This window comes from Streptomyces sp. NPDC094147, from assembly GCF_044764265.1.
In the GTDB taxonomy this organism is placed as follows: Bacteria; Actinomycetota; Actinomycetes; order Streptomycetales; family Streptomycetaceae; genus Streptomyces.
In genome coordinates this window covers 212291-236739 of record NZ_JBIWHT010000011.1, presented here as the reverse complement: position 1 = coordinate 236739, position 24449 = coordinate 212291, and the positions used below count along the sequence as shown (strand labels likewise).

Here is a 24449-nt window from a genome sequence, read left to right as displayed (position 1 = left end):
GCGGTGGCCGATGCGCTGAAGAAGAGTCCTGTGTACGTCGATCCGCGGGCTGAGAGCCAGTTGTCCAAGCCGGATGCCGAGGCGCTCGCGAAGAAGATCAAGGATGCCGGCAAGCCGGTCTTCGTGGCCGTCCTGCCGCAGAGCGCCGAGTTTCCCCCCGGCAGCGTCCTTCAGGATGTACGGTCCCTCACTGGTATCACCGGGCTGTACGCGATCCGGCTGGGCGAGGGCTTCAACGCCGGTGCTGACGCCCGGGTGATGTCCAAGAACGCCGTCGCCAACCTGACGGGCGCGGTCAAGCGGTCCGGCGCCCACGATGCCACCTCCGAGCTGAACAGCTTCGTCGACCAGGCCCTCCAGCAGGCCAGGGGGAAGGCGCCGGGCTCCTGGTCGGGCTCGGGCGGGGGCGGCTCGGCGACCGCCGCGTGGCTCGCCGTCGGCGGGGTGCTGGTGGTGGGCGGCGGCGCCGGATACGCCCTGCTGAGGCGATCGAGGAAGAAGCGCGCGGAGCGCGAGCGCGCCGAACTGGACGCCCTGCGCACCGTGGTGGACGAGGACATCACCGCGTACGGCGAGGAACTCGACCGGCTGGCCTTCACGCCGTCGGAGTCCGGCGCCACCGATGAGATGCGCAAGGACTACGAGTATGCCCTCGACGCCTATGACAAGGCGAAGGAGCAGATGGCCGCGGCCCGTGTGCCGCGGGACGTGCAGCCGGTGACCGAGACGCTGGCCGACGGCCGTTTCGCGCTGGCCACCCTGGCGGCCCGCCGCAATCGCGCGCCGCTGCCCGAGCGCCGGGTGCCGTGCTTCTTCGATCCCCGCCACGGACCGTCGGTCGTCGACGTTCAGTGGGCCCCGGCCGGGGGCGTCCCGCGTCCCGTTCCGGCCTGCGCTGCTGATGTGGCACGCGTCAATGCCGGCCAGGACCCCGAGGCCCGGATGGTCCACACCGATCAGGGCCCGCAGCCGTACTGGAACGCCGGTCCGGCATACGGCCCTTGGGCGGGTGGCTACTTCGGCGGTGCCGGTGGCATCCTCGGCGGTCTGCTCGTGGGCACCATGCTCGGCGGCCTGATCAGTGCACCGGAGGCGTTCGCCGAGCCGGGCTTCGCCGGTTCCGAAAGCCTGCCCGGCGGCGGCGAGTTCAGCGGTTCCGACTTCAACCCGTCCGACTTCTCGGGCAGTTTCGGTGGCGGCGACTCGGGAGGCGACTTCGGCGGCAGCGACTGGTAGCCGTCACCCCTCCCCGCGATCTGGCCCCGGCTTCAACGCCGGGGCCAGACGTGTTCTACGGTGTCGCGCGGTGCGCGCGGTCCGGGCATCGGGTCAGTTGACGCAGGGGATTCCCCCGGCCTTGACCGTAGATCCGCTGTCCCCGCTGTCCGCAGAGGGGGCGGGGGCGCTCGGGCCGGTGGACGGTGATGTGTTGCCCGGCGGTGTGTAGTCGTGGCCCAGGGTGATGCGGACGTGTCCGGCCGGGATGGTGGAACTCGCGGTGGCTGCACCCGACTTGAGGCGGTCGGCGATCTGGGTCGCGGCCTGTTGTGCGCCTGCTCCGTAGGCGACGGTGGTGTGGGCCTGGGAGGGTGCGTTGCCGGTCTGGCCGGCGGTGTAGCCGAGTGCGGTCAGGGCTTTGAGTTCGGTGTCGGCGAGGCCGTCGGTTCCGTTGCCGTTGCGGATGTCGACGGTGGCGGGGGCGGCTTTCGTGCCGGGTTTGGAGTCGCCGGATGCGTCGGATGACGCGGGGCTGGGGGCGAAGGTCTGCTGGACGATTGCCTTGATCTTCTCGGCGTTGACGAGGTTGACCGACTCGCCCTTGCGGGTGGCGAATCCGGTGATGGGCAGGGTGTGGAACTCGACGTTGCCGCCGGTGAGGTTGGGTGCCTGCTGGGCGAAGTCCAGTACCTGCCAGGCGCTGTCGAGGACGAGGTCCTTCTTCACGACGCCGAACAGTCCCTGCAGTTTGCCGAGGTCGCCGAAGATGCCTTCGTTCTTGAGCTGGTGGGTGATGCTGGAGATGAAGGCCTGCTGGCGGCGGGTGCGGTCGAGGTCGCCGTTGTCGAGGCCGTGGCGCTGGCGGACGAAGGCGAGGGCCTGTTTGGCGTCGACCTTCTGTTGTCCGGCGGGGAAGTCGGCGCCGGAGTAGCGGTCCTTGACGGGGTGTTTGAGGCAGACGGTGATGGGCTCAAGGACTTTGGCGATGTCGTAGAAGCCGAGCAGGTTGACTTCGGCGAAGTGGTCGATGGGTACGCCGGTGAACTGCTGGACGGTGGCCAGGGTGGCCTCGCGTCCGGCTTCGCGGCTCTTGGCCTCCAGGTTGGGGCCTTTGATGCCCTGCTTGGAGAGGCGTTCGCTGGCGCCGGTGTAGGCGTTGGCGTACGCCTCCTTTATCTTGTGCTCGCCCTGGGAGGAGCCGTCGCCGTTGAGGGTCTCGACGTAGTCGTCGCGGGGGATGGAGAAGGCGCTGACCTTGCCGCCGTCCGCCGGGATGTGCATGAGGATCAGGGTGTTGGTGTTGTAGTAGCCGATCTCGCTGGACCCGGCGTGCAGCTGGTCCTGGACGAACTCCTTGGGCAGGTCGTTGCCGTTCATGTCCTTGCGCGAGTCCAGGCCGATGAGCAGCAGGTTCACCGAACTGTCCAGATGCTTGGGCGCGTTCTTCTTCACCGCGTCCAACGCGTCCGACGTGGTGAGGCCGTTCGTCAGAGACCGGTACGCGAACCACGTCACGCCACAGGCGACGAGCACGACGGCCGAGGTCACCCACACCATGGTGCGCAGCGCAACGACCCACCAGGGGCGGCGGGTGCGGCCGTTGGCCGGTGCGCCTGCCGACGGCCTGCCGCGGCGGCGCCGGTTCTGCGGGCGGGAGAGCGGGTTGTCAGGCATCGTGGCGCCTCCTGGCACGCAGGGACTGGAGACCGTGTACCGCCAGCACGGCCAATACCGCGCACTCGGCGGCCGCCATCGCCGGGAACCCGGCCACGGCCCACCGCAGCAGCTCCGTGGTGAGGGGCTTGCCGCCGGAGCCCGAGAGCATTCCGGCACCGGCGGTGATCGCGGCCACCACGAGTACCGGCAGGGGCACCATCCACCACAACGCACCGCGCCGGGCGGAGAGGATGGTCGAGATCACCGCTCCTACGGCTGCTCCGGCCGTCAGCCCCCAGCCGGGGCCGTTCGCGAAGACAGCGTCCTCGCACGCACCCAGGAGGGGCGGCACCACCAGAGCCATGGCCAACGCACCGGGCCGGGGTCGCTGCCCGGCCGCCGAGGGAGCGCGCCGTACCGCACGGGGCAACGGTGCCTCCTGGTGCCGCTGCCCGGCGTTCTGGCCGCGCCCTCGTCGTTGGCCGCCTGCTGCTTGTGCCCGCTGTTCTTGCATGCGCTCGCTTTCACCCGTCCGTCCGGCTGGTCGGCCGGTACCTGCCCTGGCCCGTTCGCCCGTGCTCTGTCTCAAATGCGACGGGTCGTGAGCTCTATTAGTTGCAGGATGGCGCAAGTATGCAAGTGTCTATGGGGAAGGCCACATGGAAGCGTTCGGGTGGTTACGGCGCCGTGCCGACCGCCGGCGTGAGGATGGTGGCGTTTCCTTCCGGCTGGGTGGCGGCGCGTCCGGCACCGTCGCTCACTTTGATCAGCAGGGCCACGAGTATCCAGTTGGCGACCGATGACGAGCCGCCCTGGGCGAGGAAGGGCAGGGCCTTGCCGGTCAGCGGGATCAGGCCGGTCACGCCGCCGGCGACGACGAAGACCTGGAGCGCGATGGTCGTGGCCAGGCCGGTGGCGAGGAGTTTGCCGAACGGATCGGTGGCCGCGAGCGCGGTGCGCAGGCCGCGTTCTATGAGCAGGACGTACAGCATGAGGACGAGCATCACGCCGACGGCACCGAGTTCCTCGCCGATGGTGGTGAGGATGAAGTCGCTGCGTCCCGCGAAGCCGATCAGCCAGGGCTGTCCCTGCCCGAGTCCGGTTCCGGTGAGACCGCCGTTGCCGAAGCTGAACAAGGCCTGTGCGGCCTGATCGGAGATCAGTCCCGCGGGGCGCTGTGCGGGCGGCAGGTAGATGTCGAAGGGGTGCAGCCAGGCCACCACGCGGCCGTGGACGTGGGGTTCCAGGGATCCCACGATGAACGCGCCCACGGCTGCCATCACCACACCGAAGATGACCCAGCTGGTGCGCTCGGTGGCGGTGTACAGCATGAGGACGAAGACCCCGAAGAAGATCAGCGAGGTGCCCAGGTCGCGTTCGAAGACCAGCACCAGCAGGCTGAGCATCCACACGGCGATGACCGGGCCGGCATTGCGGCCGCGAGGCAGGCTGACGCCCCAGACTTTGCGCCCCACCAGGGCGAGGGCGTCCCGGTTGGCGGTCAGGTACCCCGCGAAGAAGACCACGATGATGATCTTCACGAACTCGCCGGGCTGGAACGACACCGGACCCAGGTAGATCCAGCGCTTGGCGCCGTAGGTGTCCCCGGGGAAGAACGCGGGTGCCATCAGCAGGAGCAGCGCCAGCGCCATGCACACGTAGGTGTAGCGCTGAAGGAGGCGGTGATGCTCGACCGCCACGACGATCGCGATCAGTACGCCGACGCCGATGGCCGTCCACATCACCTGCCCGGGTGCCGACGCCGTCGCGTGGTAGTGAAGCTTGTACGAGGCGTCGAGCCGGTCGATGATCACCAGCCCCAGGCCGCTCAGCATCACCGCCGCGGGAAGGATCAGCGGATCGGCGTAGCGCGCGAAGCGCCGCACCGCCATGTGCGCGGTGAGCGCGAGAGCGCCCAGGCCTCCGCCGTACCCCCAGATCCCGGAGGGCAGGGAGCCATTCATGGCCAGGCCGACCGACGCGTGACCGAACACCGAGATGAGGACGGCGAACGAGACCATCGCCAGTTCCATGTTCCGCCGGTGAGTTGTCCAGCTCTTGGTCCCCGCCACCAGACGACTGTTCGCCACAGGCCCTCTATTTCCCCGCAGATGCGCGACAGCGGTACGCAAGCCGCTCGCCCCCTTGCTTCACTTGCATGATTGCGCAACATAGTAAGCGCGTCGGCGTGGAGCAGACATCTTCGGTCGATCGAGGTCCGGGTGGCCCCGATGGTTGCCATACTTGCGCAACCCCTAAAATGTGAGAGCGCGGGGGCCAGGAGGCATGCCCTGCCCCCGGAACCGGATCAAGGAGCGAGCGGATGTTCACGGAACTGAGCCCGATGAAGCTGCTCGCCATCGCCATCGTCGCGATCTTCGTCTTCGGGCCGGACAAACTGCCCGAGTTCATCCGCAACGCGACCGGTGTGCTGCGCAAGGTGCGGGCCTTCGCCGACAGCGCCAAGCAGGACCTCCGCTCCGAACTCGGCCCGGAATTCAAGGACTTCGAGTTCGAGGACCTCCACCCGAAGACCTTCGTACGCAAGCACGTCCTGGACGGCGCCGACGACCTCGGCCTGGACAAGATCCGCAGCGCCCTCGACCTGCGCCCGGAGCTGGAAGAGGTCTCCGGGGTGGTCCGCGATGCTGCGCACGGCGCCGGGGCGGGTCCGGCCGGGTCCGTCGCGCAGCCGAGCGCCGAGCATCACGCGAACCAGCCGGGCGCCGTCTCCTTCACCAAGGGCGCGGAGGCGGCCGCCCCCAGCCACTCCGTCTTCGACCCTGACGCCACCTAGAGGGCTTCACGCGCCGGAGGCGGCTCGGGAGCTCAGCCGGCGCACTGTCGAGACCAGGGCCTCGCGCTGGGCTTCGGGATCCTTCTGTGCGGCAGCCGGCATGAGTATGCGGGCGAGCTGGGGGAGGGTGTACCAGGAGGCGGAGAGCGCGATCACGGCGTGCACCAGCTCGGCCGGGCCGACGGTGTCGGTCAGGGATCCGTTCTTCTGGGCCTCGGCCACGGCGGCGACCTTCTCGGCGTAGTGGTCGGTGCGCTCGCACTCGGCGGCGATGCGGTCCTGGCACAGCAGGCCCTCCCAGGCCAGCAGGCGTACGAAGTGCGGGTGGGCGCGGTGGTAGTCGAAGACGCGGCCCGCATAGTCGCCGAGGTCGGCTGCCTGTTCGCCGGTCAGCGGCACGGCTGCGGCGATCTTCTTCAGCTCGGATTCCAGGACGGCGGCGAACAGCTTTTCCTTGCCGCCGAAGTACTGGTAGATGCGCTCCTTGTTGATGCCGGCGCGCTGTGCGACGCGGGCGACGCGGGCGCCCTCGGGGCCGTGCTCGGCGAATTCCTCGACGGCGGCGTCGAGCAGGAGCTGTTTGGTTCGCGCGGTGTCCCAGGCCATGGGACGACTCTATCCCATCTCCAACCATCGGGTTGGATATCGGTGCCTGCGTATGTGAAACTCCAACCCATTGGTTGGAGATCAAGGCTCCAGCGCATCACACCCCGCCTGCCCAGGAGACACGCATGTCCGCGAACCATCCCGCAGCCGTTCCGTCCACGCATCGCCGTGCGCTGATCACCTGGCTGGCGATCTATCCGACGGTCACCGTCGTCCTCGCTCTGATCGGCCCGGCCACAGCCCAACTGCCGCTGCTGGTACGCACGTTGATCCTCACGGCGATTGTCGTCCCGGTCGCCGCCTACCTGCTGATCCCGGCCCTGATGAAGGCCAACGCGGCCCTCGCCCGGCGCTGACCTCGCGAGACGGCGACCCCGCCACCCGCGGCGCGGAGGGAGGGCGCCGGGCTCTGTCCCCTGACCCGGTGGGGGATATCAGGTCGCGGGCCGCTCCGTGGGGCGTCCCGGCCGGTACGTAGCTGCGGAACGAGCTCTTGCTGAACTGCCAGAGCGCGAACCCCGGCAGGCTCATGTCCCACCGTGCGTGGTTGATGAACACGTAGTCGGCCGCACCGATGGGTGCGAGGAGAGTGGAGTTGTCCAGTCCCGTCTCCGTGACGGACCAGAGGTACCCCGGGCCGGGGGCTCGATGAACGGGGGCGGTGCGTACTCCTGCCGTGGGTTGACGATCAGCAGTCCCATGACGTCCCTGCTTCACCGACTACGTCAGGTCTCCAGCGGTTCCAGGTCGCGACTTCCGCCGCTGAAGCGCCAGGCTGCGATGTCGCGGTAGCGGATCGGTTGCGGACCGCGGCCGAAGTTGCTGACGACCAGGTGCAGGCGCTCGGCCCACCATCGGCGGCCGACGAATCCGGCGAGCCCGGCGGCGGTTTCCACCGCGGCGGAGTGGGTGCCCCGGCGGGTGCGGGCCAGCGTCAGATGGGGGCGCAGCGGCCGGTCCTCAAAGGCGATACCGCACTCTTTGGCGATGGCACGCACCTCTGCGGCGAGCCCGTGCAGTCCTTCGAGGTCCCCGTCGATCCCGCTCCACAGCACCCGCTCGTCGAAGTGCCCGCCACCGCGCAGCGCCAGTTCGAGGGGTCCGCGGGCGGCCGCGAGGTCCGCGAGCGGCGGGCGCAGGAGTGCGATGGTCGCGACCGGAAGCTCTCCGAGGAACGCCAGGGTGATGTGCCAGTCCTCGATGCGGTTCCACCGCATGCGCGGGTGCGCGTCGTAGGCGGGGCGCAGCTCCCGCGCCAGTTCCTCCTTGGCGTCGTCGGGCGGGGCGAGGGCGATGAACGCACGCACGGTCGCGGACTGAATGTGGTCGTTCACAAAGGACTCCGTGCCGTATCCGGGTGGTTCAGCAATCGCCTGCTTCGTACGGGGGCGTACGCCGCCACTATGCAATGCGGCAAACCCGGCCCTCCGCCCGGCCCCGGGCAACGGGGAAGGCCGGCTCGTCGCCATGGGGCGTCGAGCCGGCCTTCCCGGTGGTGCATTCCCTCGGTGGTGTCGAGCCGCCGACTCGACGGGGCTGGTCAGTCCGTGCCGAACTCCATCGCGGCGCGGTCCAGCATCTCGTCGTCACCGGAGACCTCGCCGCGCGACGCGATGGCCTCGGCGCCGCCCTCGGGCATCTCCGTCATGGTGCCGATCAGACCGGTGGCGGCCGCTTGCGCGGCGCCGATGCCGGGGCTGCCGGTGCCGATCAGGCCGAGGCCCGCGTACTGCTCCAGCTTGGCGCGCGAGTCGGCGATGTCGAGGTTGCGCATGGTGAGCTGGCCGATCCGGTCCACCGGTCCGAACGCGGAGTCCTCGGTACGTTCCATGGACAGCTTGTCCGGGTGGTAGCTGAATGCCGGGCCCGTGGTGTCGACGATCGAGTAGTCCTCGCCGCGACGCAGCCGCAGGGTGACCTCGCCGGTGACGGCCGCGCCGACCCAGCGCTGCAGCGACTCGCGCACCATCAGAGCCTGCGGGTCCAGCCAGCGGCCCTCGTACATCAGCCGGCCGAGGCGCCGTCCCTCGTTGTGGTACTGGGCGAGGGTGTCCTCGTTGTGGATCGCGTTGACCAGGCGCTCGTACGCCGCGTGCAGCAGGGCCATGCCGGGCGCTTCGTAGATGCCGCGGCTCTTGGCCTCGATGATCCGGTTCTCGATCTGGTCCGACATGCCCATGCCGTGGCGGCCGCCGACGGCGTTCGCCTCCATGACCAGGTCGACGGGGGAGGCGAACTCCTTGCCGTTGATCGTCACCGGCCGGCCCTGGTCGAAGCCGATCGTCACGTCCTCGGTGGCGATCTCGACGGAGGGGTCCCAGAACCGCACGCCCATGATCGGCTCCACGGTCTCCACCCCGGTGTCGAGGTGCTCCAGGGTCTTGGCCTCGTGGGTGGCGCCCCAGATGTTGGCGTCGGTGGAGTACGCCTTCTCCGTGCTGTCGCGGTAGGGCAGGCCGTGGGCGAGCAGCCACTCCGACATTTCCTTGCGGCCGCCGAGCTCGGTCACGAAGTCCGCGTCCAGCCACGGCTTGTAGATCCGCAGGTGAGGGTTGGCGAGCAGGCCGTAGCGGTAGAACCGCTCGATGTCGTTGCCCTTGAAGGTCGAGCCGTCGCCCCAGATCTGGACGTTGTCGTCGAGCATCGCCCGGACCAGGAGGGTGCCCGTGACGGCCCGGCCGAGCGGCGTGGTGTTGAAGTAGGCACGCCCGCCCGAGCGGATGTGGAACGCCCCGCAGGTGAGCGCGGCCAGGCCCTCCTCGACCAGCGCCGCGCGGCAGTCGACCAGGCGCGCGATCTCGGCACCGTAGGTCTTGGCGCGGCCGGGCACCGAGGCGATGTCGGGCTCGTCGTACTGGCCGATGTCGGCGGTGTAGGTGCACGGGACGGCGCCCTTGTCGCGCATCCACGCGACCGCGACCGAGGTGTCGAGGCCGCCCGAGAAGGCGATGCCGACGCGCTCGCCGGTGGGCAGGGAGGTGAGGACCTTTGACATGGGAAGAGTATGCATGCTCCTGCATGGGCATGCAAGCGGATGGCTGGGCCGCCCGGCCCCGGCAGCCGCGGTCCTGCACCAACGCCTACCCCGACACCACTGAGCGCGCCCAGGTGGACAGCCTCTGGGCCAACGGCCTGGCGACCGCCCTCAAGCCGGCGTCCCGAGGCTGACAGGGCGTCAGGCGGCCGGGATACCGGGTCGGGGCCGGGCGCGTACATCGCCGGGTGTAGGTGCGTTCAATCCCGGGGTGCACGGACGGCGCCGCAATGTCGGTCCGTGGGGCGTCGTCCCGGCCGGGGGCCGGACCTAGCGTGGGCAGTGTCCGCTTCGGACCCCCGATGCCCTTTTCCGCTAGGACTTTCCATGATCGAAGCCCATTCCCTCACCAAACGCTACGGCGAGCGCACCGCCGTCGCGGACCTCAGCTTCACGGTCCGCCCCGGCATCGTCACCGGATTCCTCGGGCCGAACGGCGCGGGCAAGTCCACCACGATGCGGATGCTCCTCGGCCTCGACGCACCCACCTCGGGACGCGCGGTCGTGAACGGCAAGAGCTACGCCGAGCACCGGGCGCCGCTGCACGAGGTGGGGGCGATGCTGGAGGCACGGGCGATCCACACCGGGCGCAGCGCGTACAACCACCTGCTGGCCCTCGCCGCCACCACCGGCATCCCGGCCGGCCGGGTGGACGAGGTGATCGACCTGGTCGGCCTGCGCGCGGTGGCGAAGAAGCGGGTGGGCGGCTTCTCCCTCGGCATGGGCCAGCGGCTCGGCATCGCCAGCGCGCTGCTGGGCGATCCGGCGACGGTGATCCTCGACGAGCCGGTCAACGGCCTCGACCCCGAGGGCATCCTGTGGATACGCAATCTGCTCAAGGGGCTCGCCGCCGAGGGCCGTACGGTCCTGGTGTCCTCGCACCTGATGTCCGAAATGGCGCTGACCGCCGAGCACTTGATCGTGATCGGACGCGGCCGGCTGATCGCCGACACCTCGGTGGCGGAGTTCACGGCCCAGGCCGCGGGCGACCTGGTGCGGGTACGCACCGACGAGGCGGAGAAGTTGCGCGGCCTGCTCGCGGGCCCCGATGTCACGGTCGGCTCGCAGGAGCCGGGGGTCCTCGAAGTGAGCGGTCTCAGCAGTGACCGGATCGGCCGGATCGCGGCCGACCACGCCATCGCGCTTGCCGAGCTCACCCCGCAGCAGGCCTCGCTCGAAGAGGCGTTCATGGAGCTGACCAGGGACGCAGTGGAGTACCAGGCTCCGGCGCCCGAACTGGTCGCCGCGGGCAGCGAAGGAAGTGCGGCATGACGACGGCATCCATCATCCCGGCGGCGGCGCGCGGCGAGGTGACCCAGGTCCGGGTGATCCACTCCGAGTGGATCAAGCTGCGTTCGCTGCGCTCCACGCTCTTCACGCTGCTCGCCGCCGTCCTCGCGATGATCGGCCTCGGCCTGCTGTTCAGCTACTTCACGGCCGACCGCTGGGCGCATCTGCCCGCCGACGAGAAGGCCAACTTCGATCCGACCCTGGTCAGCCTGCGCGGCTTCTACCTGGCCCAGCTCGCCGTCGGCGTGCTCGGTGTCCTCGTGGTCAGCGGTGAGTACGCGACCGGCATGATCCGCGCCTCGCTGTCCGCCGTGCCCCGCCGCCTGCCCGTCCTGTGGGCCAAGGCCCTGGTGTACGGGGTGGTGGCGTGGGCGCTGATGACGGTCGCCGCGCTGGTGGCGTTCCTGATCGGCCAGGCCGCGATGTCCGGGCACCACCTGGGGACCTCGCTGAGCGCCCCCGGAGTGCTGCAGGCGGTCCTCGGCGCCGGGCTCTACCTGACGGTGGTCGGCCTGCTCGGGGTGGCGTTCGGCGCCCTGATCCGCAATACGGCGGGCGGCATCGCCACCGTCTTCGGTGTGCTGCTCGTCCTGCCGGTGCTCGCGGAGGCCCTGCCGTCCTCGTGGTTCCAGCACATCAATCCGTACCTGCCGAGCACCGCGGGACAGGGGCTGCTCCACATCCATCAGGCCCCGCATACGCTGGCCCCATGGACCGGATTCGCATTCTTCTGCCTGTACGCGCTGGTCGCGCTGGCCGGGGCGGGAGTGGCGCTCAAGCGGCGGGACGCCTGATGAGGCCGGCGGCGACCGGCTCCGGTCACGGCGCGGGTGAGCCGACGCCGTGCCGCAGCCGCGCCGCCGGTTCCGCGTGGCCCGGCCGGGCGCGGTCATGACGTACGCGCACGTGGCCGCCGTGCGGCAGCGGGCCGAGTCGTGGCGCGCCCTCGCGGTGCGCGCCCGGCTGCGGGCCCGCGCCCGGCTTTCGCCGCTCGCCGTGGACGCGCTCTTCGCGGCCGCCGTCTTCATGGCCCTCACGGGCATGGCACGCCGACCGCTGCACGATCACCCCTGGGCCATCGTGGGCTTCACCGCCCCGATGGTGCTGCCGCTCGTGTGGCGCAGGCGGGCGCCGCTCGCGGTGTTCCTGACGATGTCGGCGGTCGCGTTCGCCCAGTGGCTCGCCGACCTGCGGCTCCCGGCGGACATCGCGCTGCTCATCGGCCTGTACACGGTCGCCGCGTACGCGAGCAGGCAGCGCACCTGGCTGGCCATCGGCGTGCTCGAAGGCGGGGTGCTCCTGGCCGCGATCCGCTGGGCGCCCGAAGACAGGGCCGCCGAGACGTTCATCGGGCTCTCCGCGATGGTCGTCGCCGCCTCGGTCATCGGCATCAACATGCGCGGCAGGCGCGCCCAGATGGCGTTCCTCGAAGAGCGGGCGCTGCGCCTGGAACGCGAGCGGGACCAGCAGGCACAGCTCGCCGTCGCCGGAGAGCGCTCCCGGATCGCCCGCGAGATGCACGACATCGTCACGCACAACCTGTCCGTCATGGTGGCGCTCGCCGACGGCGCGGTCTTCGCGCAGGACCGCGCGCCCGAGCGGGCCACCACGGCCATGCGCCAGGTCTCCACCACCGGACGCCAGGCGATCACCGACATGCGGCGCTTCCTCGGCGTACTGCGGGCCGACGAACCCGACGCCCTGCGCCACCCCATGCCGGCCATCGCTCAGCTGGAACCGCTGGCCGACCAGGTGCGCGCCGCCGGACTGCCCACCCTCCTGGAGGTCGGTGGCGATCCCTCGGTTGCGCCCGCCGCCGCGCAGTTGACGGTCTACCGCCTGGTTCAGGAAGCCCTCACCAACACCCTCAAGCACGCGCCCCAGGGCACCCGGGCCGCAGTGCGCGTCAGCTGCGGCCCCCAGGAGATCATCGTCGACGTCACCGACAACGGCCCCACCACCGAGTTCCCCGCCACCACGACCGGTCACGGTCTGCACGGAATGCGGGAGCGGGCCGCGGCCTACGGCGGCGAACTGACGGCCGGGCCGCGAGCCGGCGGCGGCTGGCAGGTCCGCGCCGTGCTCGCCCTCAACGGAATCGAAGCGTAGCCGCATGACCATTCGTGTCCTTCTCGTCGACGACGAGCCGCTGCTGCGCATGGCGTTCACCATGGTGCTCGACGCGCAGGCCGACATGGAGCCGGTCGGCGAGGCCGGCGACGGCGCGGAGGCCGCCCGGCTCGCCCGCGAGCTGCGGCCCGACGTCGTACTGATGGATGTACGGATGCCCGGCACCGACGGCATCGAGGCGACGGAGCGCATCGTCGCCGAGTCCCCGGAGTCGAAAGTCCTCATCCTGACCACGTTCGACCTCGACGAGTACGCCTTCGCCGGGCTGCGGGCCGGCGCCTCGGGCTTTCTGCTCAAGAACGCGCTCCCCGAGGAACTGCTTGCCGCGATCCGCTCCGTCGCGGCCGGCGACGCGGTCGTCGCACCGCGCATCACGCGGCTGCTCCTGGAGAACTTCGCCCACCAACTCCCGTCCGGCACCGGCCGCGGCGACGACCGGCTCGGCAGGCTCACCGCCCGCGAACGCGAGGTGCTCACGGAGGTCGGCCGCGGTCTCTCCAATACGGAGATCGCCGCCGTGCTGCACCTGGCCGAGGCGACGGTGAAGACCCATCTGAACCGCATCCTGGTCAAACTGGAGCTGCGCGACCGGGTCCAGGCCGTGGTTTTCGCCTACGAAACCCGGCTCGTACGGCCGAGGTAGGGGTGCCCCGCCCAAGGGCCCGCCGGAGCGCGGATCGCCGCGAGAGACGCACCTGGGCAACCGTTCACCTGACGGGCACCGGAGTCGTCCCAGCTTTCCACGGGGGAGCCATGTCCTCCTCAGTCCAGTACGTCCGCTTCCTGCTCGCATACGAGGTCGCTGAGGATCTGGAAGTTGTGCCGGGCCATGTTGGCATTGCTGAACTGGCGGTGGGCGAGGCGGGCTTCCTCGTCGCTCATGTGGCGGGGGCTGCCGGCGGCGTCCGCCAGGAGCTGCATCTGGCAGGCGCGGTCCATGGCGATGAACCACCAGGCCGCCTCCGCCACCGAACCGCCCACGGTGAGCAGGCCGTGATGGCGCAGGATCGCGGCCCGCCGATGGCCCAGGCGGGCGGCGATCCGTTCACTCTCCGTGCTCTCCAGCACCAGTCCCTTGTACTCGTCGAAAAGTACGTGGTCGTCGTGGAAGGCGCAGGACTCCTGGACGATCGGGGCGAGGTGCTTGTCCAGCGACGCGAACGCCCGTCCGTGAATGGTGTGGGCATGGGCCACGGCCACAACGTCGGGGCGGGCGCGGTGGATCGAGGAGTGAATCCAGAAGGCGGCCTTGTTGGTTCGCCGTTCCCCTTCGAGGATGTGCCCCTCCTCGTCGATGAGCAGCAGATCGCTGACCCGCATACGGGAGAAGTGCACGGCGTAGGGGTTCACCCAGAACCGGTCGGGGCACTCCGGGTCCCGGGCCGTCACATGCCCGGCGATCCCCTCGTCGAAGCCGTACCGGCCGAAGAGGCGCAATGTCACGGCGAGTTGCCGCTTGCGATGCTCGCGCTCGGCCTCCATGGAATCGGCCGGTGCCGCCAACTCGGGGATATCGAGCTGCGGCACGTCCATCTGCTCGGACGTCTCGATACTGGATGATGTCGACATCGCTGCCGTCCCTCCTCGCTGGGCCACGTCGGAGTATGGCAACCAATCGGCCTGTGGGAGACGGAAGTTGATGCCATCTCAGCCGGAGCTGAAGCGTTCCCGAAGTGACGGCCGGTACGCTGCGGCAGCGGCGCGAACAGGCTGATGGTCTTGCGGCTGCTTTGCCCACCCCGCCATCCGCGACGTCCACCGTCTCCCGGCGAGCCCGACGGCCCGGGATTGTGCCGCTTCGGCGGCGTTCCGCAGTACCGCGGGCGAGCATCCGAGGGCGCTTGCGGTCGCATGGACCAGCGCGGCGAGGGGGTCACCGGTCGGGGTCAGCACCGCCACCGGCCACTTGTCGGAACCGCGCAACGCGCCACCCGCGAGTGCGGGGAGCAGGCCGGCTCGCAGCAGCGAGGACTTCCCGGCGCCGGATCCGCCGAGGAGGATCAGCAGGCCATCTCCGTCCAGGCAGCGGCTGAGCTCGCCAACCAGCGCGGCGGTGTCCTGCTCTTGGCCGAAGAACCACCCGGCATCCTCGGCGCGGTAGGCGGCCAACCCCCGGTACGGGCAGGGAGCGGGCGCCGTGTCTCTTGCCTGCTGCCACAACGCGCGCCAGTGGGGCACGTCGTACAGGCCCGGTTCGACTGGACGCGGGCGCGCCCGGCGGGCCTCTCCGATCAGCACGCCCAGCACTGCGGCCAACGGGGCGAACTGGGCCGGTACAGCGCTCCCGCCCCGCCAATCGCTGATCCGTTGGACGGGAACCCGGACCGGTCGCCCCTCATCGCCGGCCTGCTGGGCGCGGGCCACGTGCACCAGACTGCTCCGGCTACGTCTCGATGGCGCTCAGGCTGCCCACGCCGGGCCTGTCCAACCGTCGCCCTCAAGAACGACGGTTGGACAGGCCCGATCGCCATGTCCGTGGCTGATCACGCCGGGTGTCCATGGTCTGGGCGAGGTGTGTGGCGTCCGGTAGCAGTCACATGTGCATGCGTAATCCAGGAGCATCACTGTGCCGGACAGCACCCATCACCTCAACAGGCACCGGGCGGTGGCCACCCGCAACGAGGAACCACCGTCCGCTACGAAGCGCCCGTCCTGGTCGCGGCCGTCAACGAGCGGGTGTGACCAGCGCCTTCACCTACAGTTCGGGAAGATCGTCAGCGGTGGCCCAGCACGTTGACCACCCGGCCGTTGGGGTCACGGACAAAGAACCGGCGCACCCCCCACTCCTCGTCCTGCAAGGGGTGCACGATCTCCGCGCCTCTTTCCCGCATGACCGCATAGGCCGCGTCCACATCGTCCACCTCAATACTCAGGTCGGGCGTGACCGGCGCGGTCTTGTCGGTGGCCATGAAGCTGACCTGCGCCGCCGGACTGGAGGGGGAAGCGAGCGTCATGATCCAGCCGAGATTCATGACCTCCTCGAATCCCAGCAGGCCATAGAACTCCCGGCTCTCCTGCACAGCCTCCGACTGGACGTTGGGCACGACACGGCGAACGGCCATCGACAACTCCAAGTGAGAACGGACGAGTCTCTGAGACTTCCAGGACTACTACGCCACACCAGCCGCCGTACACAGTTCTGCCACACGCCCTACTGGCCACCATCCTGCCCGCACGACATCCGCTCCCAGGATTCCGCGGTCGGTAGTGGCAGCAGCAGCTCCGGGCGCTTCAGCTCGGCCCGCAGCCGCTCGTGCAGGGCCGTCGCGCCGGCCACCGGGGGATCGCCGACGGGCCGGTCCGTCCACGCCGACACCAGCGCGCTCGCGATCTGCCCGAGCGAGAGACCCACCGGCGTGCCGTAGGGCACACGGTCTTGGCTGCCCGAGGTGGCTGGCGGCCGCTGGCTGGGCGCCAACGGCCGCTTGGTTGGGGGTGGTTGATCGGTTGCTTACCGGAGGACGCCGTGGACGGCCTCGGGGTCGGTGGGCGGGAGGGGAGTGGCGGCGGTCTTGGCGGTGAGGGCCGGCGACGGGGTCACGTAGACGGGGGTGGGATCGGGTTCGGGGGCACACGTTTTGGCGATGCGGCCGCTGCCCTTGGGGAGGCTGCCGTCGCGGAGGTAGGCGGTGAAGGTGTCGTCCAGGCAGGCGTTTCCGTGGAAGAGGATCTCGTGGAAGCTGCCGCCGGTCTGGACGACCAGCTTCGAACCGGGGAGCGCGTCGTGCATGGCCAGCCCGCCCTCGTACGGGGTGGCGGCGTCCTCGGTGGCCTGGAAGAGCAGGACGGGCGGCAGGCCCTTGCCGGTGATCTTCGTACGGCCCGCCGGGTTGCCCTGGTAGGGCCAGAACATGCAGGCGGCGTTGTACCACATGTTGTTGTAGGTGTAGAAGGGCGCGGTGGCGTTGACCTTGGCCTGGTCCTTCTTCCAGAACTCCCAGTCACGCGGCCAGGCGTTCTCGGTGCACTGCGCCGCGTTGTACGCCGGGAAGGCGCCGTCGTCGGCGCCCGGCGCCGCATAGTGGTTGTAGGCGATGTTCAGCGGCCGGGTGTCGTGCTGCGTGAGGTAAGCCGAGAGCACGGTGGCCATCCGGGGCCAGCGCAGGAAGTTGTAGCCGCCGCCGTAGAAGGTGTCCTCGAACTCGGCCGGGCCGATCTTGCCGGAGGCCGGGGCGGCGTCCACCGGGCTGGTCCGCAGGGCGGCTTCGACCTGCTGGTACGCCTTCTCGACCGCGGCGGCGTCCGTGCCCAGGTGGTAGACCGAGTCGGCCTTGGCAGCCCAGGCGGCGAAGGCGTCGAAACGGCGCTGGTGTTCCTTGTCCTGCAGGATGTTGTGGTCGTACCAGGTAATGGTCGGGCCGACGATGCTGTCCAGCACCATCCGCCGGACGTGCGAGGGGAAGAGCTGGCCGTAGGTGGAGCCCAGCGAGGTGCCCCAGGAGCCTCCGTAGAAGTTGATCTTCGGTGTTCCGAGTGCCCGCCGGATGCTGTCCATGTCGCGTGCGTTGTCGACGGTGGTCATGTGCGGCAGCAGCCAGGACCAGTCGGCCGTGCAGTCGGCGGCGTACCCGGCCGCCTTCGCCAGCCAGGCCTTCGAAGTGCCCTGGCTCACCTGGTAGTCGGGACGCGCGCCGTCGAAGTAGTGGGCGTCGCACACGACATGGGGCTCACTGGCGTTGGTGCCGCGTGGGTCGAAGCCGATCCAGTCGTAGGTCGAGGCGACGTCCTTGGGGATCTGGCCGGAGATGTAGGCGGGCATCCAGAGTCCGGAGTCCCCGGGGCCACCGGGGTTGAGCAGAATCGGGCCCTGCTGCTTGTCCTTGGGTGCTGTGGCCGGAAGTCGGTTCACCTTGATCTTGATCTTGCGGCCTTGTGGGTGCGCGTAGTCCACCGGCACGTCGAGCATCGCGCACTGCAGTGCGGGCGTGCTGGCGTCGTTGCAGGAGCTCCAGGCGAGTTTCCCCTGCCCCGTGTCCTCAGGGGCGGCGGCCTTGGGCGCGGCGCTGGCGGACGTTCCGCCGAGCGCGGCGGCGACGGCCGCGGCTGCCGCGAGCAGGGCTATCACTTTTCTCATGAGCTGAATGATGTGACATGTGCAATGTTACAGCTAGAGTGCTGACCGGACGTTACCGAGCTGTGACTCGGGGGGAGTTGTGATGGCTGTGTCTTCACGTCGTCACCCATCCGAGGCGACGCACCCCGTCGTGGGAGTCGTCGGCGGATGGGGCGTTTGAGGCGGTTGCGTACGAGCGCTTTCGGGCGGCGGGGTTCGGTGACACACCGTCAACGCTCCGGCCACCGGCATCCGTCGCCGTCGGCTGGTTGGCGGTGTGGGTATGTGCTCGCCTTGTCAGCCAGGGGAGCGGCGGCGGCGCCCTGGATCGCGCTTGCGCTGAGTGCGGTGGCCAGTGCGGCGGCAGTCGCGGTCCGCGACACGGTACGACTGAGGTGCATCGGAGTGGGCCATTCCCTTCTCGGCGACAGCCGTCCGCTGTCCCGGGCGGGACACTGGCAGCGGACGGCCTCTGGCGAGCGACCCGACAGGAACAACCTCTTCCGAGTCATCACGACGCCGGCCGCATCCAGGCGGAACGTGACCTGATCACGGGGTGGGACGGCGCGATCGAAACCCCTGTCCGGCTTCGTGGCCGTGCCCTGGCCCCGGCGACGGCCGCGAGGGCCGCCGAACGGGACTGGCGCCGAGCTCCCCAGGGCTAGGGCGAGGGCGGCCAGCGGCTGCGAGGGCGTCCGCCGTGTCGGCTCGCCAGGGCCGAAGAATCAGTCCTCCGCCTGGACCTCGTCCGCCTGCATACCCTTCTGCCCCTGCACGGCTACGAAGGACACCTTCTGACCCTCCTTGAGGCTCTTGAAACCGTTCCCCTGGATCGACCGGAAGTGCACGAAGAGGTCGGGACCGTTCTCGGGGGTGATGAACCCGAATCCCTTCTCGTCGTTGAACCACTTCACCGTGCCAGACTGGCGTGCACTCATATCCGCTCCTGAAGTTGCATGTTGCGGCGGACCACAATGGCCCCACACATTGATCATTCCGTTTCGTGGGGCACGATATGGCCACGACCGGGAAAATGGCCGGTAGTTGTGATCTGAACGGGGCACACGCCGGGCAGGCCGGGCACGTCCCGGACTGCGGCCGCCGAAGGCGAGTGCATCGGCGGGCCGGGGCCGCTCCGAACGCCCTGCGGCGGGCCGCCGGGAGGCCCTCGTGGCGCGGAAACTCCCTGTAAGCGCGGGGCCTTGCACGACTGCGAGGCAGGGCTGCCGGGATCGGCGCTCCAGGGCGCGGCCATGGCAAGCGGGGCTCGGACCCGTGCACGGATACCACTTCCTCGGCCACCGAGGGCGCCTTCTCGGCGGGACACCTGCCACGCGAGCCCCGTCCATGGTTGGCTCCCTGCGGCGGAGTTGCTCGCCCGCCGCTCAATCCGGCGGTCGGCACCTCATGGTGAAGGGATGCGCAGTGAAGATCTTTATCTCCTCCGACATGGAGGGCACCGCGGGGGTCGTCGACTGGGACCAGTGCAGGCCCTCGGGCACCCAGTACGGCTATTTCCGCGCCCTGCTCCAAGGAGAGGTGAACGCCGCGATCGAGGGTGCGCAGGCCGGTGGCGCAAGTGAGTTTCTCGTCAACGATTCGCACTCGGCGATGGCCAACCTCCGCCCGGACGAGCTCGCTGGTCGCGCCCGCTACCTCTCTGGCCGACACAAACCGCTGTACATGATGCAGGGTCTTGACGCCTCGTTCGACGCCGTCTTCTTCGTCTCCTACCACGGGTCGATGTCCGGTCCGGCCTCCACGCTGTCGCACACCTACAACCCGAAGGCGATCGTCGAAGTCCGCCTCAACGGCGTACCTGCGGGAGAGAGCGGCATCAACGCGCTGGTGGCACTCGGGCACGAGGTGCCGGTGGTGCTGATCACAGGTGACCGGATTACGGCCGAGGAGGTGCAGCCGTTCTGCCCCGGCATTCGTGCCGCTGTGGTCAAGACCTCGGTGTCCCGCTTCGCCGCCGACAGCATGCACCCGGAGCAGGCCCGCGAGGTGATCAGGGAGGCCGCCCACGAGGCGGTCCAGAGCCTGCCGCACGCCACAGCGCCGACGATCGAACTCCCCGCCACGCTCACCGTCCGGTTCCGCAACGCGGACCTGGCCGAGATGGCGACGTGGATCAACGGGGCAGTGCGCGATGACGAGTTGACCGTGCACCTCACTCATACGGACCCGATCCGCCTCTACCGCAGCTTCGTCGCCGTGGTCATGCTCACCCGGGCCATCGCGGATTGACCGCGGCGACTTTGGCGGTATGACGAGGGCGACAGCGCCACGACGGGAGGACCGCCCCGCCACCCCGCCAGCGTCATCTCGATGGTGACCACGGCCAGGAGACGGGCGTCACAGACATACAGCCCGCTTATTTAGGTTAGCCTTACCTTTTATGAGCCTCATTCATCTGGCCGCGTCGGCCGGCTACGTCACGCCTCCGTTGTGGCGAATCCTCACCAAATCCGGCTATTTCGTCGGTCTGTCCGGGGCCATCGGCGCCACGGTGACGTACGCGGCAGTGGTCCGCCCGGCGCTCCGCTCGTCGGAGAACGAGCGTGGTGACATCGACGTTCTGCGTCGGCGGACGGCGACGTACCTGGCCTGGGCCGGGGTTGCACTGCTCGTGGCGGGCTACTTCCAGCTCGCTGCCCGCCTGGCCAGGGCCGGCAAGGGCATGCCGTTCGGCGATGCCCTCGCGCCGGGGCGGATCTGGGACTTCCTGCGCGCACCCGCGGCGAAGGGGGCGTGGGTGGCCCAGGGCACGATCTATCTGGTCCAGAACGTCGTCCTGGTACTGGCGTCGGCCGCCCTGGTCGCGCTGTTCTTCCCCCGGGCGCGGCGACACCTCGACGTCATCGCTCTGACCGTCCTGCCTCTGACGGTCGCGGTGTCGCTCGTCGCGGCGATACCGGCTACCGCGCCGACGGACGCGGACAAGGTGCTGGACCTCGTGTTCGACCAGGTCCACATCATCAGCGGCACGGTGTGGATCGGCGGTCTGGCCGTGCTCGCCACCCTCGCGCGAGTTCGCGGACGACTCGGCGCGAGCGCCGGAGCGTTGTGGGCGGACCTCTGGCGCCGATTCAGCTTCGTCGCCCTGGTCTGCGTCGGTGCGGTGCTCACCTCCGGGCTGTGGATGAGCTGGAAGCACGTCGGCAGCATCGGGCAGCTGTGGACGACGAGTTACGGGTTCTTCCTGCTCATCAAGATCGCGCTGGTTCTCGGCATGGTGGCGGCCGGCGGCTTCAACCAGTTCTGGCTGATGCCTCGCATCGCCCAGGCGCGCCGTGCCGACTCCACCGCCTCGCTGCTGCACCTGACACTGCGGCACTTCCCGGCGGTCGTCTGGGCCGAGGTCGGCCTCGGAATCGCCGTCCTGGCCGTCGTCCCCTTCCTCGGCGGCTCCGCCCGCTCCGAGGCCGGCAGTCCGCCGCCCGTCATGAGCGGCAGCATCCTCGCCGCGGGCGCCGCACTGGTCCTCACTCTCGTGGCCTCGCTCTACATCACGGTCAAGACCTCCGACGCCCTTGCCCGCCGCCAAGACCTGGCCACGCCCTCAGTGGCCCAACCTGAGATGGGCTGAGGGCACGGGGGCGCGGGGCGGCCTCCGCGGATGGCCTTCCGGGCGGTGATCCACACACGGTCGGTCCGACGCTGAGCGTCGCAGAACTGCTGTGTCAGTGCCGGGACCTACTCTGGCCGCATGATCAATGGTGCACACGTCATCATCTACAGCCGTGACGCGGAGGCGGACCGGGCCTTCTTCAAGGATGTGCTGGACTATCCGCATGTCGACGTGGGAGGCGGCTGGCTGATCTTCAAACTTCCGCCCGCCGAGATCGCCGTCCATCCCACCGAGGGCCCGGAATCCCAGGAGCTCTTTCTGATGTGCGACGACGTCTATGCGACCGTGCAGAGCCTGGCTGCGCAAGGCGTGGAGTTCACGCAGCCGGTCACGGATGCGCGCTGGGGGCGCCTGACCCGGTTCCGTCTGCCGGGTGGTGGCGAGGTGGGCATGTACGAGCCTCGCCACGAACGGGCCACCGATCTGTGAGGCATCCCGGTACCAGGGCCCGGCGTCGGCCCGCGCCATGAGCACGTGAACACCCAATCCCGGGTGCCGGCGATGGCCCACATTGGTAGCCGGTTGCAGCCCCGCGCCCGTTGCCGTACCGCTCCGGCAGGTGAGCCCACTGCGCGTCGGCCAACGGCACCTGGACCAGGATGATGCTCCGAACAGAATGGCCTGGCGGTTGCGGACGGCCGGTCTGTCGCTTCACCGGGCCGCGCACCTGTCAGTCCGATAGCGGTGTCCCGAGTGCACGCCGATGCTGCGGATGCCACGGTGGACACAGTCGGGCGCTGTGAAAGGACGGTCGCCGTGAGGACGCCGAGCAACCCCCACCTCTCAGTGCGTCGGTCAGTCGCGAGGGCGGCGTGCCTCGCCAGGGGGCTGCTCGCGGTGGCGGTTACGGGCGTGCTCGTCATGGCGGCAGGCGGCTGCGGCGGGGACCCGTCCGGGCCCGCCGCGAACGCGGCTGACAGATCCGCCCTGCCGCAGGTATCAGTGGTCGATCACACCTACGAGGTGCCGCAGCCGCTGCCGGACCGTCCACCGGGCACGCTGATCGCCGCGACCGACCACGGACCCGACACCCGCTTCGATGGCGCCCGGCGCTGGACCCTGCTCTACCACTCGGTGAACGCCCACCGAGCCGACGTCCCCGTCAGCGGCATGGTGCTTCTCCCGCCGGGCGCACCACCTCGCGGCGGATGGCCGGTGGTGTCCTGGGCACACGGCACCACGGGCGTCGCCGACGCCTGCGCACCCTCGCAGATGACGGACCTGGGGTCCGATGCCTATGCCAAGGAGGTACGCGCACTGCTGCAGGCCGGCTACGCGGTGACTGCTTCGGACTACCCGGGCCTGGGCACCCCCGGCATGCACACCTACCTGGTGGGCGTGGACGAAGGCAACGCGGTGGTGGACATCGTCACCGCCGCCCGCCACCTCCTGCCCGGCCTGGGAAACCTCTGGTTCGCGGTCGGGCACTCCCAGGGCGGGCAGGCCGCGCTGTTCGCCGCCCAGGCTCCCGGCCGAGCAGGGGGCGCCCGCCTGGCCGGTACGGTCGCCCTTGCCCCGGCCAGCCACCTCGAAGCGATGCTGCCAGGCGTCAAGGCCTCGCACGTGCCCAGCGAGCTGTCCTTCGCGTTCTACGCACTGGCCGGTCTGACCGCAACCGACCCCTCCCACACCTTGCCGGCGCTGCTCGGAGCCCAGACGGCGGACATCGCACTCCGGGTCCTCGCCCAATGCCAGTCGGCCGGCTACCCGGCGCTCCGCCACCTCGACACCGAGCGGGCCCTGCCGCTGAGCACCGGCCAACTCGCCAGGATCGGAGCGCAGATGGGCGCCTACGGAGACCCCGACCGCACCGCCATCCCCACCCCGGTCCTGATCATTCAAGGCCAGGACGACCACGATGTGCCGCCCGTGTGGACCGCCGCCGTGGCAAGCAACCTGCGCCGTCTCGGCTCGCCCGCGATCGCCACCCGCACCTATCCCGGCGTAGGCCACGACGGAGTCCTCGGCCAGTCCTTCTGCGACCTCCTCACGTTCCTCAACACCCATGCAGGCCACAGGCCAACCCCCTGCACCCCCTTCCGTACCGACTCCGGCTGAAGTCCGCCATCACCTGCCGGACAACCAGTAGCCGCCCAGCACTACCTCGGCTGCGCGCCGCTGGTGGTAGGGGCGAACTCGGCGGGTGTCCGGCCGTACTGGCTCTTCAAGGCCCGGATGAAGTGGCTGCTGTCGGCGAACGGCCAGTGGGCGGCCAGTTCCGAGACGGTCGGCCCGCCGGGGGGAGCAGTTCGAGCCGGGCCTGTTCGAGCCTGCTGCGGCGGATGTATCCGGCGACGGTCCCCTCGGCCGCCGCGAACGCCCGGTGCAACGTGCGTACGGAGACGGTGAGTTCGCGGGCGAGCGCCGTGGGGGAGAGGTCCGGATCGGTGAGCCGGCGGTCCGCGAGGTCCTCCGCCGCCTGAGCCGGCGCGGGGCCCAAGCGGGCTCGGCGCCGTCGGCCTGCGGCTCGCTTCCGTCGTGGCGCTCGTGTTCTCCCGATATGGCGCTGACGTTCAAGCGTAGGCGGTGCCACTCTTCCTGGCGTGGGCGCAGCCGCACAGCCGCACAGCGCCTTGAGGGGTACACCCCGTGCGGCAGCGCCGGCTCAGGAGACGATGGACATCGTGAGTGATTCCGCCGATCGAGCAGACCGCGTCGTCGTGGTCACCGGAGCAGGGTCGGGTATCGGCGCAGCGGTCGCGCACCGGTTCGCCGCCGAAGGCGCGACTGTCGTGATCGTCGGGCGGACGCGGGAGAAGCTCGACAAGACCGCCGCGGCCGCTCCTGCGCGGGCGGCCGTCCTCGCGCGTACCGCCGACCTCACCGTGCCGGACGAGGCCGATGCGCTGATCGCCTCCGTCGTCGCCGATCTGGGGCGCCTCGACGTCCTGGTCAACAACGCGGGAGCGCCGTCGTTCGGCACTATCGAAGCCGTCACCCCGCAAGAGTGGCGAGCAGTGCTGGCGGTCAACCTCGACGCCCTCTGCTACACCAGCCGAGCCGCACTCCGGCACCTGCGCCGCACGCGAGG

General features: G+C 69.8%; 26 protein-coding genes and 1 pseudogene. 13 read left to right on the top strand and 14 right to left on the bottom strand.

Annotated elements, in window-relative coordinates:
- The coding region (locus ACIQ8J_RS19335) for a hypothetical protein (protein ID WP_403607883.1) at positions 1-1236 on the top strand (1236 nt) is incomplete at its 5' end.
- A gap of 93 nt (positions 1237-1329) precedes the next feature.
- Here the strand turns inward: ACIQ8J_RS19335 and ACIQ8J_RS19330 are convergent.
- The 3 genes from ACIQ8J_RS19330 to ACIQ8J_RS19320 form a co-directional block, all read right to left on the bottom strand.
- Positions 1330-2892, bottom strand: coding sequence for an LCP family protein (locus tag ACIQ8J_RS19330; protein ID WP_403607881.1), 1563 nt, complete (start codon positions 2890-2892; stop codon positions 1330-1332).
- Positions 2885-3238 (bottom strand): hypothetical protein, encoded by a 354-nt coding sequence (locus tag ACIQ8J_RS19325; protein WP_403273058.1) that lies wholly within the window; start codon positions 3236-3238, stop codon positions 2885-2887. Before ACIQ8J_RS19325 ends, ACIQ8J_RS19330 begins: the two co-directional genes overlap by 8 nt.
- 313 nt (positions 3239-3551) lie before the next feature.
- On the bottom strand, positions 3552-4907 hold the full coding sequence (locus tag ACIQ8J_RS19320) for an FtsW/RodA/SpoVE family cell cycle protein (RefSeq protein ID WP_403273281.1): 1356 nt from the start codon (positions 4905-4907) through the stop codon (positions 3552-3554).
- A 290-nt stretch (positions 4908-5197) separates the two neighbouring features.
- Here ACIQ8J_RS19320 and ACIQ8J_RS19315 point away from each other — a divergent pair, with 290 nt between their 5' ends.
- Complete coding sequence (locus ACIQ8J_RS19315; RefSeq protein ID WP_403273059.1) at positions 5198-5671, top strand: sec-independent translocase; 474 nt, start codon at positions 5198-5200, stop codon at positions 5669-5671.
- Between the two features lie 6 nt (positions 5672-5677).
- Here the strand turns inward: ACIQ8J_RS19315 and ACIQ8J_RS19310 are convergent, their stop codons facing one another.
- Entirely contained in the window at positions 5678-6277 is a 600-nt protein-coding gene (locus ACIQ8J_RS19310; RefSeq protein ID WP_403273060.1) for a TetR family transcriptional regulator, read from the bottom strand.
- A 125-nt stretch (positions 6278-6402) separates the two neighbouring features.
- Here ACIQ8J_RS19310 and ACIQ8J_RS19305 point away from each other — a divergent pair, with 125 nt between their 5' ends.
- A complete protein-coding gene (locus ACIQ8J_RS19305; protein WP_403273061.1) occupies positions 6403-6633 on the top strand; it encodes a hypothetical protein in 231 nt (76 codons plus the stop codon).
- 369 nt (positions 6634-7002) lie between these two features.
- Here ACIQ8J_RS19305 and thpR read toward each other — a convergent pair whose 3' ends face one another.
- Positions 7003-7611 carry an RNA 2',3'-cyclic phosphodiesterase gene (gene thpR, locus ACIQ8J_RS19300; RefSeq protein ID WP_403273063.1) on the bottom strand — a complete coding sequence of 203 codons (609 nt, stop codon included), beginning with the start codon at positions 7609-7611 and terminating at the stop codon, positions 7003-7005.
- A gap of 206 nt (positions 7612-7817) precedes the next feature.
- Positions 7818-9272 carry an argininosuccinate synthase gene (gene argG / locus ACIQ8J_RS19295; protein ID WP_403273065.1) on the bottom strand — a complete coding sequence of 485 codons (1455 nt, stop codon included), beginning with the start codon at positions 9270-9272 and terminating at the stop codon, positions 7818-7820.
- A 23-nt stretch (positions 9273-9295) separates the two neighbouring features.
- On the opposite strand from argG, the gene ACIQ8J_RS19290 reads away from it, so the two are divergent.
- The 5 genes from ACIQ8J_RS19290 (at position 9296) to ACIQ8J_RS19270 (ending at position 13374) form a co-directional block, all read left to right on the top strand.
- The gene (locus ACIQ8J_RS19290; RefSeq protein ID WP_403273066.1) at positions 9296-9445 is read left to right on the top strand and encodes a hypothetical protein; all 150 of its coding nucleotides are present in this window, start codon (positions 9296-9298) and stop codon (positions 9443-9445) included.
- Between the two features lie 193 nt (positions 9446-9638).
- Positions 9639-10583 (top strand): ATP-binding cassette domain-containing protein, encoded by a 945-nt coding sequence (locus tag ACIQ8J_RS19285; RefSeq protein WP_403273067.1) that lies wholly within the window; start codon positions 9639-9641, stop codon positions 10581-10583.
- Complete coding sequence (locus tag ACIQ8J_RS19280; RefSeq protein WP_403273069.1) at positions 10580-11395, top strand: ABC transporter permease subunit; 816 nt, start codon at positions 10580-10582, stop codon at positions 11393-11395. The genes ACIQ8J_RS19285 and ACIQ8J_RS19280 overlap by 4 nt, the downstream gene beginning before the upstream one ends.
- A 49-nt stretch (positions 11396-11444) precedes the next feature.
- Positions 11445-12710, top strand: a complete 1266-nt coding sequence (locus tag ACIQ8J_RS19275) for a sensor histidine kinase (protein ID WP_403273071.1) — start codon at positions 11445-11447, stop codon at positions 12708-12710.
- 4 nt (positions 12711-12714) lie between these two features.
- A complete protein-coding gene (locus tag ACIQ8J_RS19270) occupies positions 12715-13374 on the top strand; it encodes a response regulator (RefSeq protein WP_403273073.1) in 660 nt (219 codons plus the stop codon).
- Between the two features lie 119 nt (positions 13375-13493).
- Here ACIQ8J_RS19270 and ACIQ8J_RS19265 read toward each other — a convergent pair whose 3' ends face one another.
- The 6 genes from ACIQ8J_RS19265 to ACIQ8J_RS19240 all read right to left on the bottom strand — a co-directional run bounded on the left by ACIQ8J_RS19265 (position 13494) and on the right by ACIQ8J_RS19240 (position 18722).
- Complete coding sequence (locus ACIQ8J_RS19265) at positions 13494-14300, bottom strand: class II aldolase/adducin family protein (protein WP_403273075.1); 807 nt, start codon at positions 14298-14300, stop codon at positions 13494-13496.
- A 78-nt stretch (positions 14301-14378) separates the two neighbouring features.
- Positions 14379-14969: a hypothetical protein gene (locus ACIQ8J_RS19260; protein ID WP_403607879.1), complete on the bottom strand. Its 591-nt coding sequence runs from the start codon at positions 14967-14969 to the stop codon at positions 14379-14381.
- A 476-nt stretch (positions 14970-15445) separates the two neighbouring features.
- Positions 15446-15793 carry a VOC family protein gene (locus ACIQ8J_RS19255; RefSeq protein WP_403273076.1) on the bottom strand — a complete coding sequence of 116 codons (348 nt, stop codon included), beginning with the start codon at positions 15791-15793 and terminating at the stop codon, positions 15446-15448.
- An 89-nt stretch (positions 15794-15882) separates the two neighbouring features.
- Positions 15883-16101: a hypothetical protein gene (locus ACIQ8J_RS19250; RefSeq protein ID WP_403273077.1), complete on the bottom strand. Its 219-nt coding sequence runs from the start codon at positions 16099-16101 to the stop codon at positions 15883-15885.
- Between the two features lie 81 nt (positions 16102-16182).
- Positions 16183-17805: an alpha/beta hydrolase gene (locus ACIQ8J_RS19245; RefSeq protein WP_403273078.1), complete on the bottom strand. Its 1623-nt coding sequence runs from the start codon at positions 17803-17805 to the stop codon at positions 16183-16185.
- 704 nt (positions 17806-18509) lie between these two features.
- The gene (locus tag ACIQ8J_RS19240; RefSeq protein ID WP_403273079.1) at positions 18510-18722 is read right to left on the bottom strand and encodes a cold-shock protein; all 213 of its coding nucleotides are present in this window, start codon (positions 18720-18722) and stop codon (positions 18510-18512) included.
- A 487-nt stretch (positions 18723-19209) separates the two neighbouring features.
- Between ACIQ8J_RS19240 and ACIQ8J_RS19235 the strand changes: the two genes are divergently transcribed.
- The 4 genes from ACIQ8J_RS19235 (at position 19210) to ACIQ8J_RS19220 (ending at position 23476) form a co-directional block, all read left to right on the top strand.
- A complete protein-coding gene (locus tag ACIQ8J_RS19235) occupies positions 19210-20034 on the top strand; it encodes a M55 family metallopeptidase (protein ID WP_403273080.1) in 825 nt (274 codons plus the stop codon).
- A gap of 151 nt (positions 20035-20185) precedes the next feature.
- Complete coding sequence (locus ACIQ8J_RS19230; RefSeq protein WP_403273081.1) at positions 20186-21376, top strand: copper resistance D family protein; 1191 nt, start codon at positions 20186-20188, stop codon at positions 21374-21376.
- Between the two features lie 120 nt (positions 21377-21496).
- On the top strand, positions 21497-21847 hold the full coding sequence (locus ACIQ8J_RS19225; protein ID WP_403273083.1) for a VOC family protein: 351 nt from the start codon (positions 21497-21499) through the stop codon (positions 21845-21847).
- Between the two features lie 408 nt (positions 21848-22255).
- Complete coding sequence (locus ACIQ8J_RS19220; RefSeq protein WP_403273085.1) at positions 22256-23476, top strand: alpha/beta hydrolase family protein; 1221 nt, start codon at positions 22256-22258, stop codon at positions 23474-23476.
- A 41-nt stretch (positions 23477-23517) separates the two neighbouring features.
- Here the strand turns inward: ACIQ8J_RS19220 and ACIQ8J_RS19215 are convergent, their stop codons facing one another.
- Positions 23518-23634, bottom strand: coding sequence for a hypothetical protein (locus tag ACIQ8J_RS19215; protein WP_403273283.1), 117 nt, complete (start codon positions 23632-23634; stop codon positions 23518-23520).
- Positions 23583-23858, bottom strand: coding sequence for a hypothetical protein (locus ACIQ8J_RS19210; RefSeq protein WP_403273087.1), 276 nt, complete (start codon positions 23856-23858; stop codon positions 23583-23585). The genes ACIQ8J_RS19215 and ACIQ8J_RS19210 overlap by 52 nt, the downstream gene beginning before the upstream one ends.
- Before the next feature lie 175 nt (positions 23859-24033).
- Between ACIQ8J_RS19210 and ACIQ8J_RS19205 the strand changes: the two are divergent.
- Positions 24034-24402: pseudogene (locus ACIQ8J_RS19205) on the top strand (SDR family NAD(P)-dependent oxidoreductase); the annotation flags it as partial.
- Positions 24403-24449: the final 47 nt, after the last annotated feature.